This window comes from Lysinibacillus mangiferihumi, assembly GCF_003049665.1.
Taxonomy (GTDB): Bacteria; Bacillota; Bacilli; order Bacillales_A; family Planococcaceae; genus Lysinibacillus; species Lysinibacillus mangiferihumi.
Genome location: NZ_PYWM01000067.1, coordinates 1 through 7,222, shown reverse-complemented (window position 1 = coordinate 7,222; position 7,222 = coordinate 1). Strand labels below are relative to the sequence as shown.

The 7,222-nt window shown below is 33.2% G+C and carries 8 protein-coding genes and 2 pseudogenes; all 10 read left to right on the top strand.

Annotation, left to right across the window (positions count from 1 at the left end):
* Positions 1-537: 537 nt before the first annotated feature.
* Positions 538-1,047 carry a hypothetical protein gene (locus C9J37_RS26925; RefSeq protein ID WP_107897858.1) on the top strand — a complete coding sequence of 170 codons (510 nt, stop codon included), beginning with the start codon at positions 538-540 and terminating at the stop codon, positions 1,045-1,047.
* Positions 1,048-1,694: 647 nt separating this feature from the next.
* Positions 1,695-2,015 carry a hypothetical protein gene (locus C9J37_RS26920; protein ID WP_107897857.1) on the top strand — a complete coding sequence of 107 codons (321 nt, stop codon included), beginning with the start codon at positions 1,695-1,697 and terminating at the stop codon, positions 2,013-2,015.
* Positions 2,016-2,190: 175 nt separating this feature from the next.
* Positions 2,191-2,541: a polymorphic toxin type 24 domain-containing protein gene (locus C9J37_RS26915; protein ID WP_107897856.1), complete on the top strand. Its 351-nt coding sequence runs from the start codon at positions 2,191-2,193 to the stop codon at positions 2,539-2,541.
* Complete coding sequence (locus tag C9J37_RS26910; RefSeq protein ID WP_235617274.1) at positions 2,522-2,980, top strand: hypothetical protein; 459 nt, start codon at positions 2,522-2,524, stop codon at positions 2,978-2,980. The genes C9J37_RS26915 and C9J37_RS26910 overlap by 20 nt, the downstream gene beginning before the upstream one ends.
* A 470-nt stretch (positions 2,981-3,450) precedes the next feature.
* Positions 3,451-3,540, top strand: a pseudogene (locus C9J37_RS29870) (recombinase family protein); the annotation flags it as partial.
* A gap of 287 nt (positions 3,541-3,827) precedes the next feature.
* Positions 3,828-4,346: a hypothetical protein gene (locus C9J37_RS26905; protein WP_153063525.1), complete on the top strand. Its 519-nt coding sequence runs from the start codon at positions 3,828-3,830 to the stop codon at positions 4,344-4,346.
* Positions 4,347-4,666: 320 nt separating this feature from the next.
* A complete protein-coding gene (gene imm47, locus C9J37_RS26900) occupies positions 4,667-5,461 on the top strand; it encodes an Imm47 family immunity protein (RefSeq protein WP_107897853.1) in 795 nt (264 codons plus the stop codon).
* Between the two features lie 279 nt (positions 5,462-5,740).
* Positions 5,741-6,154, top strand: coding sequence for a transposase (locus C9J37_RS29505; protein ID WP_107897852.1), 414 nt, complete (start codon positions 5,741-5,743; stop codon positions 6,152-6,154).
* Positions 6,155-6,586: 432 nt separating this feature from the next.
* Positions 6,587-7,081: a hypothetical protein gene (locus tag C9J37_RS29295; protein WP_235617273.1), complete on the top strand. Its 495-nt coding sequence runs from the start codon at positions 6,587-6,589 to the stop codon at positions 7,079-7,081.
* Positions 7,017-7,222: pseudogene (locus C9J37_RS26890) on the top strand (hypothetical protein); the annotation flags it as partial. The gene C9J37_RS29295 and the pseudogene C9J37_RS26890, both read left to right, overlap by 65 nt.

The window sequence follows — 7,222 nt, the reverse complement described above, 5'->3', positions numbered from 1 at the left end:
TGAAAATCGTGGTATTCTTAGCCATGAGAGATTCCTCCTCGTAATTGTTTGTGTGGTAACTTACATTTTACATGGAATCTCTCTTTTTTATTAGGCTTTAATGGTAAAAACTGGTTAATCAACAGACGTGTAAATTCACTTAAAAATTAGCTCATTTTACTATCCATACTACTAGAGTTAAGAAAAATGGATAGGCTTGCTTACTGATACGCATCGAACGCTCGAACTAAAGTTACCGACATTTTTATATATGACTAAATTATTGTAGGAGTAGATTTACATAAGGAGCATCATACGGCTGTTAAAAGAGGATAAAGAGTTCGTTTCATCTATTGTAACTGACTCAAAAAATCTCGCTAATTCGAAGCCTTTTGAGTGGAATACAATCGACTCTGTAGACGCTTATGTTAAGGGTGACGCAGTTGTTTTAGTTAATCAAAATATAAACGAAATATTGACTTTCTTAAATAAAAAAGGAGATCGCTTATCAAGTAAGTTAAAATCCGAATTAGATTTGATTAGAGAGTGAGGATGCCTATGAATAACTACATAATATCTTTTACCAAAAAGTTTAATTATTTTTTCTATAAAAAGGAAATCTCAAACATTATTTATCTACATGATGAGGATGATAATGAGAGATTAGACCATGTCATTTTCTTCGAGAAAGACAATGGTGATGTTATAGGCTTGTATATAAGAGGTATGAATCCATTAATCTCAGTGAATAGAGTCTACGATTTAGATGACTTTAATTTATTTTCTAGTTACGAAGGATTAATTGAGTGCAAGGAAAATATAAAATTCAAAATAGAGTATATAGGTTTGTTTTTTAACACTCAATACAACGAACTATTGGGTTTCTATTTCGCGAATAAAGATGTATCGAGTTCTATATTTATATTATTTTTACAAGATGAAATTTATATGGAAAAGGATTGTACTAAATACGAGGCTAGTAGGATACTTGAAAAAAGATTTTCGACTGAAGGTTTTATAACTTACGAAAAAAAATGTGGGACCAACTGGAGACAATTAAACTTCTAAGAATTTGAATTATTAACTCATGAGGGCAAGCCAGCAAGAGATGCTAATTTTATGCTAATGTAATAAGAGCAAGAATAGGCGAGATGACATTTTACTTAATGGATGTCATTAGCAACAAACACACGAGATTAAACAAGCTAAAAGGGTTTAAACGTTACACTTGCCATGTGAAAAAAAGATGTCATACTGTCAATACTAAAATAAGTAAAAATTAGAAAATAAATAAACTTAAAGCACTTGATTGCCTAAAATAGGGGACAAGTGCTTTTCATTTTCATAGATTGAGAAGATAATGATTACTTAATTAGTGTACTAAGTTTCAAATTTTATACAAGTACTATCACACAAGAGGTAGGCGATGAAACATTGACGCATTCATTGTAAGTAATGAATTAGCATCATGATTTCCGTCCAAACCGTATTTGAGGTCAGTAACAGATATAGCTGAAGTAAAGCAATATAGATTCAGAGAGCTATAAAAGAATTTCTATCTTGCATGAAAAGGTAGATAAGAGGAAAAAATAATAAACGGCTTAAATCACCATTTTAAAAGGATTAAAAAGTTATTTGGAGGAGTTATAGGTCAAAAAGGTTCAAGTAAGTTTACATACCAGCATGGATGAGGTGAAAAAAAGGGAGCTGGGGTGATGCCTAATGGGTCTATAAGGATTAGCAGGAAGCTTACTGGGAATGATTCCAAAAGTAAGCTCCGTAAAGTGGAAAGGGGCGAAGAAAAGGAAGTAAAAGAAAAAAAGTGGGGTAAATTCTTTACCAAGGCACCCAAACTCTTTAATAAGCTAAGCAAAAGTACCAACCCTGGAGGTGTCCTCATTAATCTGGTGTCCGTCGTTTCACACCCGATTGAAACGACAAAATCAATAGACAATGCGATAAAAGACTTCTACGAAAAAGAAAACTCAATGGCAATGCCTATACAAGAGACAACTAACAAAACGAACCCAAAATAACTTGACAATACACTTGTAAACTTTCAAAGGCTTATTCCAACTTAATCGGTGAGGAGGAATAAGTCTTTTTGTATGTTCAAAATTTAATGTGTAATAAAATGGTGAATAGTATAATGTTGGAGAAACGTGGTACCGAATGAAATAAGGTTTAAGATAGATTATTTTTTATTAAAGAATTTTACGATTACAACATAGGGTACGGATAAAACTAATACTTCAAAAGACAAAAAATAGAAATAAACCAAAAGAGTATGGTACACCTAATTCTACAGAAGTAGTAAGAGATGCGAATGGTAATATAATTAAATATACGACTTACGGTTCTGATGGTAAAATTATTAAAGAGGTTTGCTTGACTGGAAAAGAACATGGAGATATTCCTAGACCAAATGTAAAAGAGCCTAAATACAATACCAATCCTAAAACAGGAGAAAATTTCAAAATGGTTATGAAGTTCGACCTGCTGACCCATCTGAAATACCTAAAAATATTCCATAAAAATAGGAGTGATATTCTTGTTCAATGATGAAATAAATGGCGAATTTATGGAGTTTAAAGATGCAAATGAGGGAGATTTCACATGGTGGAGCTATGTAAATATGAAATCAGATATAAAAACAGCACTTGGGTTTGCAAAATTCTTTTATCCAGATGTTATTGAAGTCGAAGGATGTTTTTTGTTAAAAGATAAGTTTTCAGAAAAGTATTTTGATATGTGGAAAAAGGAATGTCAACAAAATAAAGTTAATATAGAGAAAATGATGAACTTATATCAAGTTAAGGATTTCTTTCATATCAATATTGATGAGGATGAGAACTTAGAAGAGCAAATCCAAGCTTTAGGAGAGGTCCTTCAAATATTTTGGTCTCTTAGCTTTAAGAACAGATTCCCAAACCGAGAGATAGTAGTAAGTGTGTTTGAGGAGGCGGATGGGGAATTATTTATTACTGTATATGAGAAATGAGAAAAAATTTGATTACCTTGATGGGCTAACCACCTTTCAAGGTTTTTTTAGTTATAGTTAAAGGGATGTTTAGGAAAATAACACATATTTACTGAGAGAATATGTGATTTGCAGTGTGGGAGTTAAATAAAGTTACCACATATACTTAACGATGCAGATGAGTAAAAAGAGGAATTAGAGTTTGCCGATAAGATAAAACTATGCCATGTTCAGAATCGATACTTATGATGGCACTGCCTTCATAAGTATTACTAAACAAGCCGACAGGTCATTTGCTTTTCAATTAAAATTTCATCCAGACGTAAACGAATAACAGAAGACATAATCAAACCCTCCTTTCATAGCTTGTAGCGGCTATGTATAGTGTACGACCACGCTAGAGAAAAAACGACTGTAAAATAAAGGGTTGTGCAACATTTGGGTAAGGTCGTACAGTATGTTGTAACGGAGAGACGTTACACCTGTAGGACATGGGGAAAAATGTGGTTGGATATGTAAGAGTTTCAACGGAAGGACAAGTACTTGATGGATACAGCCTCATGTATAAAGTGGAAGAATTAAACGATATTCAAAGTAACAATCTAAATATTTATTCGGTTCCCAATTAGCAGATAAATTAGAATCAAGTTTTTTAATCCAAAGTGGAGTAAAGATGACATAAATAAATATACTGAAAATGCATATAATTGATTTGAAAAGTCAAGGGAAAACTGGGAATCTGACATATGAAATAGGCGGGAAAAGAATAGATGTATTTTTTCATCTAAATGGTCAACTTGGTAGTGTTTATGGAAGACATAAAATTACAGTTGAGGATATTAGAAAAATGACTAAATAAGGGTTGGAAATGATGTTCAAAATTAGTTTTAAAATATTTGAAAATGATAGTGTAGAGGAAATGGAGCTCAATGGGGCAGATGGGTACTTCCAATTTGAAATTGATAATGAAACTTATGGTATATTTATCCCTGAAAATATCGATGTGTTTTCAGTCTCTATTTATTGGTGGTTGTATTATTTTTTAAAAGCGTTATTAATTTTGAAATCTGAAAGCTATGTTTTAATCAGTGATATTGAAAAACCTAAGATTTGGATTGAACTAATGAAAGAAAAAAATATAGTGAAAATAAGTAAAATTACTGCTGATAAACCTGAAGGAAGTGGGGCAATAGAAACGAAAGAAATGCCTAAATTAATTCATCAACATTGGAAAGATAAACAAATTAGTTATGAAAACCTTAAAACAGAAGTAGTAAATAAAACTAAGTTATATATCGAAGAGTTAAGAGTATTAAATAATGAAGTTAATAAAGATATTTTTGAATTTGGAAAATTTGATACTAGAAATAGAAAAATAAATTCTTAAATGTACCTATTTTGATTCTGACAGGGTGAGAAATAGAGTTTTACAAAAGAATTATAATAAACAGTGAAAATCGTTGGCCCAAGTAATAAGAGCAAGAATAGGTGAGATGTTATTTTACTTACAAGGACCATTTATGGATGTCATAAGGACAAAACCCACGAGATTAAACAAAATAAAGGGTTTAAACGTTACACTTGCCAAGTGGTGAAAATGTCATATTGTCAGGAGAATCGACTATTCGTCGAGAACAAAATGAATTATGGTAAATAAAATACTAAGATACTGAAAATACATGAGAATGAGAAGGGGATTATTGATCTATGGGAGAAGCGGGAAATCTTATGAATAGTATATGGTTTGGAGAAAAAACAACTTTAGTCAAATCGGAAATTAAAGAAAAAATTTTAAATTCTGTAACAGAAAAGGAAGTTTTATTTAATTTAATTGAATTATTTAAAACAGGTGATTTTACTCAAAAACCATTATTGTTCCAATTAATGAATCAGACTAGAGATGAATCAGTTTTGAATTTATGTATTAGGATGTTCTTAGCTGTTGCGACACATGAAGATTTAAGGGATTCAAATAATCTACGTTTTCTTAGTGAGGTAACCGAAGCAACAGTAAACACTTTTGCATCAGCAGCCACAACATCACTTTCTCTTGATATAATTCCATATTTATTGGCTTTACTTGATGAATGGGGTGAAATCAGTGATACAGCTATTATTATAAGGGATTCTATTGATTTTTTTATTAATTTTGAGGAACAAATAGGTGAAGAGGCAACTATAGATGAAATTGGAAATTTCTATTTTAATTATTGTGAGGAAATGAATACAGAGGGTTATTATTTCCAACAAAATTTAGCTTTTCCTGGCGACTTAGCTAAAAAGTTGATACAGCGGGTTATGATTGCTGCGAATAATGAGGAGCCATTAAAAATGGAATTAATACCTTCTTTATTATCAATTTGGTCTGGTGAAAAAGTACCTGGGGACTACAATACTATCATTAATGCGAGCGGTTATAAAGATTTTATTGGCTATATAGACAGACTTTCAAGTGAAAACTGGGAAAAAGGACAAAAATATTTTTACGGATATAAGCTTTAAGTATATTATATGAAAAATAAAGTATATGTGAAATGAATAGGAAAATGAGAGGGTTATTGAAAATACGTACTTCACGATGGTTGGTCAACCCGGAAGTATCTTGGAAAATAATAAACTTGAAAAAGAAGTACGAACTTAGGCGAGATCCCAAATTCGGTATAATGGTAGCGACTAATCCAACCTTATACGAACGGAGTGTATGCCTCATGACTATTGTAAAACAAATGAGCCTTTTTGACATCCAGCAATTATTCGAAATGGAAAGTTCCCGTCGTTTTGATGCGATTTTTGCCACTTAACGTACAACCTATTTTTCAGTTGTTTTTAAAAAGGACATTGCGTGGTGCCCAACGTGAATGTAACTATGGTGCGATGATTCAATCCCAAATTATCCGCATAGTAGAGCGTATTCCAACAATCAAGGATTTAATTAAACGTTTGATCAACAATCCTTTATTCCGTTTAGATTGTGGTTTTCTTGTTTCGGATGTCGTGCCTTCTGAAGCGTCTTATACGCGTATGATTGATGTCATTAGTCAATCTGATGTACTTGATGTAATGCAAGATACATTAATATGGAATGGTAACACTTTTGGACATTTTTTAAAGGTTCCTTTAAAGCATAAGGGACGGACAGGTTGCTTGACATGGAGCCTCTATAGGCATGATTCATTGCGCCAAGAATCCAGCTAAATAGGGCTGGCTTAGCCAAACGAGGCTATCATGCCCATTGCTCCATATAAAGCTCTTCTTCGTTGAAGGGCGTAGTAATTGCACATTACCCTCTATAAAACTGTCCAACTAAGTGTAGCCTATCCATTACAAATAGTTTTTAGAGAAGGGTTTCTTGATGATGAGCATCTCGCAATCGATGCAATAGTACTTATATTATCAGTTACCACCATTTGTATTCCTATTACCCTACCTTCACCTTCCCTCTGCTTTTTAAATTTTTTCGCAACTTTAACGTACATAGTACTATGTCTAGAGGACTACTCCACCTCGATTAACTCTAGAATTTCGATGTCTAACACTTTGCATAACGTTTCTAAGGTCTATTGATATACTCTGAGTAGATTAGATTTCGCAGGGCTAATACCGCTGTATGGAAAAGTAGCAGATGGCTTGAATGCGGTGATTTATTATGCAAGAGGAGACAAGGTAAATGCGGCCCTTTCCATAGGAGCGATGATTCCAATTGCAGGGATGGCAGTGACAGGTGGTAAATTAGTAACTAAAGGTGCTAAAGCATTTAATGGTGTAGTTGATGGTATTAAAACCGTTACGAATAAAGGTCCAATAGGCCAACTAAAAGAAAAAGCCACTAAAAAGCTAGACACCGTAAAAGATAAGTTCCAAACCAAAGTAGCCGAAGTAAAGGACCAGTTCCGTCAGTTGGGAACACCGCAGTTAGAGTTGGCCGGTGTGAACGTTGGCCGAATAACGGATACGGGAACAGTTGGGAAAAATAAGCCAACGCCGAATCCAAAACCATGCAATAGCTCCAAGCCACCAGCAAAAGATAGTAAACCTGCTAAGGGAACTAAGGGTACGGGTGAAGCTCTGGGTAGCAGTAGGAGAAGAGATTATTGCCCAAAGGGTACTGAAAGCAGAACTTGATTTAACACCAAATGTTACACCATACAAATCTTTAAGTAGGGGTCAGCAGAAAAAAATAAAAGAAAAGATTGAAAATCGTACAGTAACAAAAGAAGAATATAAAAGATATCAATGGGATAAAAGATTTTCAAAAAGAAGAGC

Coding starts and splice junctions, on each gene's coding strand:
- imm47 (WP_107897853.1), top strand. CDS start 4,667: ATGGGAGAAGCGGGAAATCTTATGAATAGTATATGGTTTGGAGAAAAA.
- C9J37_RS26925 (WP_107897858.1), top strand. CDS start 538: ATGAATAACTACATAATATCTTTTACCAAAAAGTTTAATTATTTTTTC.
- C9J37_RS29505 (WP_107897852.1), top strand. CDS start 5,741: ATGCGATTTTTGCCACTTAACGTACAACCTATTTTTCAGTTGTTTTTA.
- C9J37_RS26920 (WP_107897857.1), top strand. CDS start 1,695: ATGCCTAATGGGTCTATAAGGATTAGCAGGAAGCTTACTGGGAATGAT.
- C9J37_RS26905 (WP_153063525.1), top strand. CDS start 3,828: ATGATGTTCAAAATTAGTTTTAAAATATTTGAAAATGATAGTGTAGAG.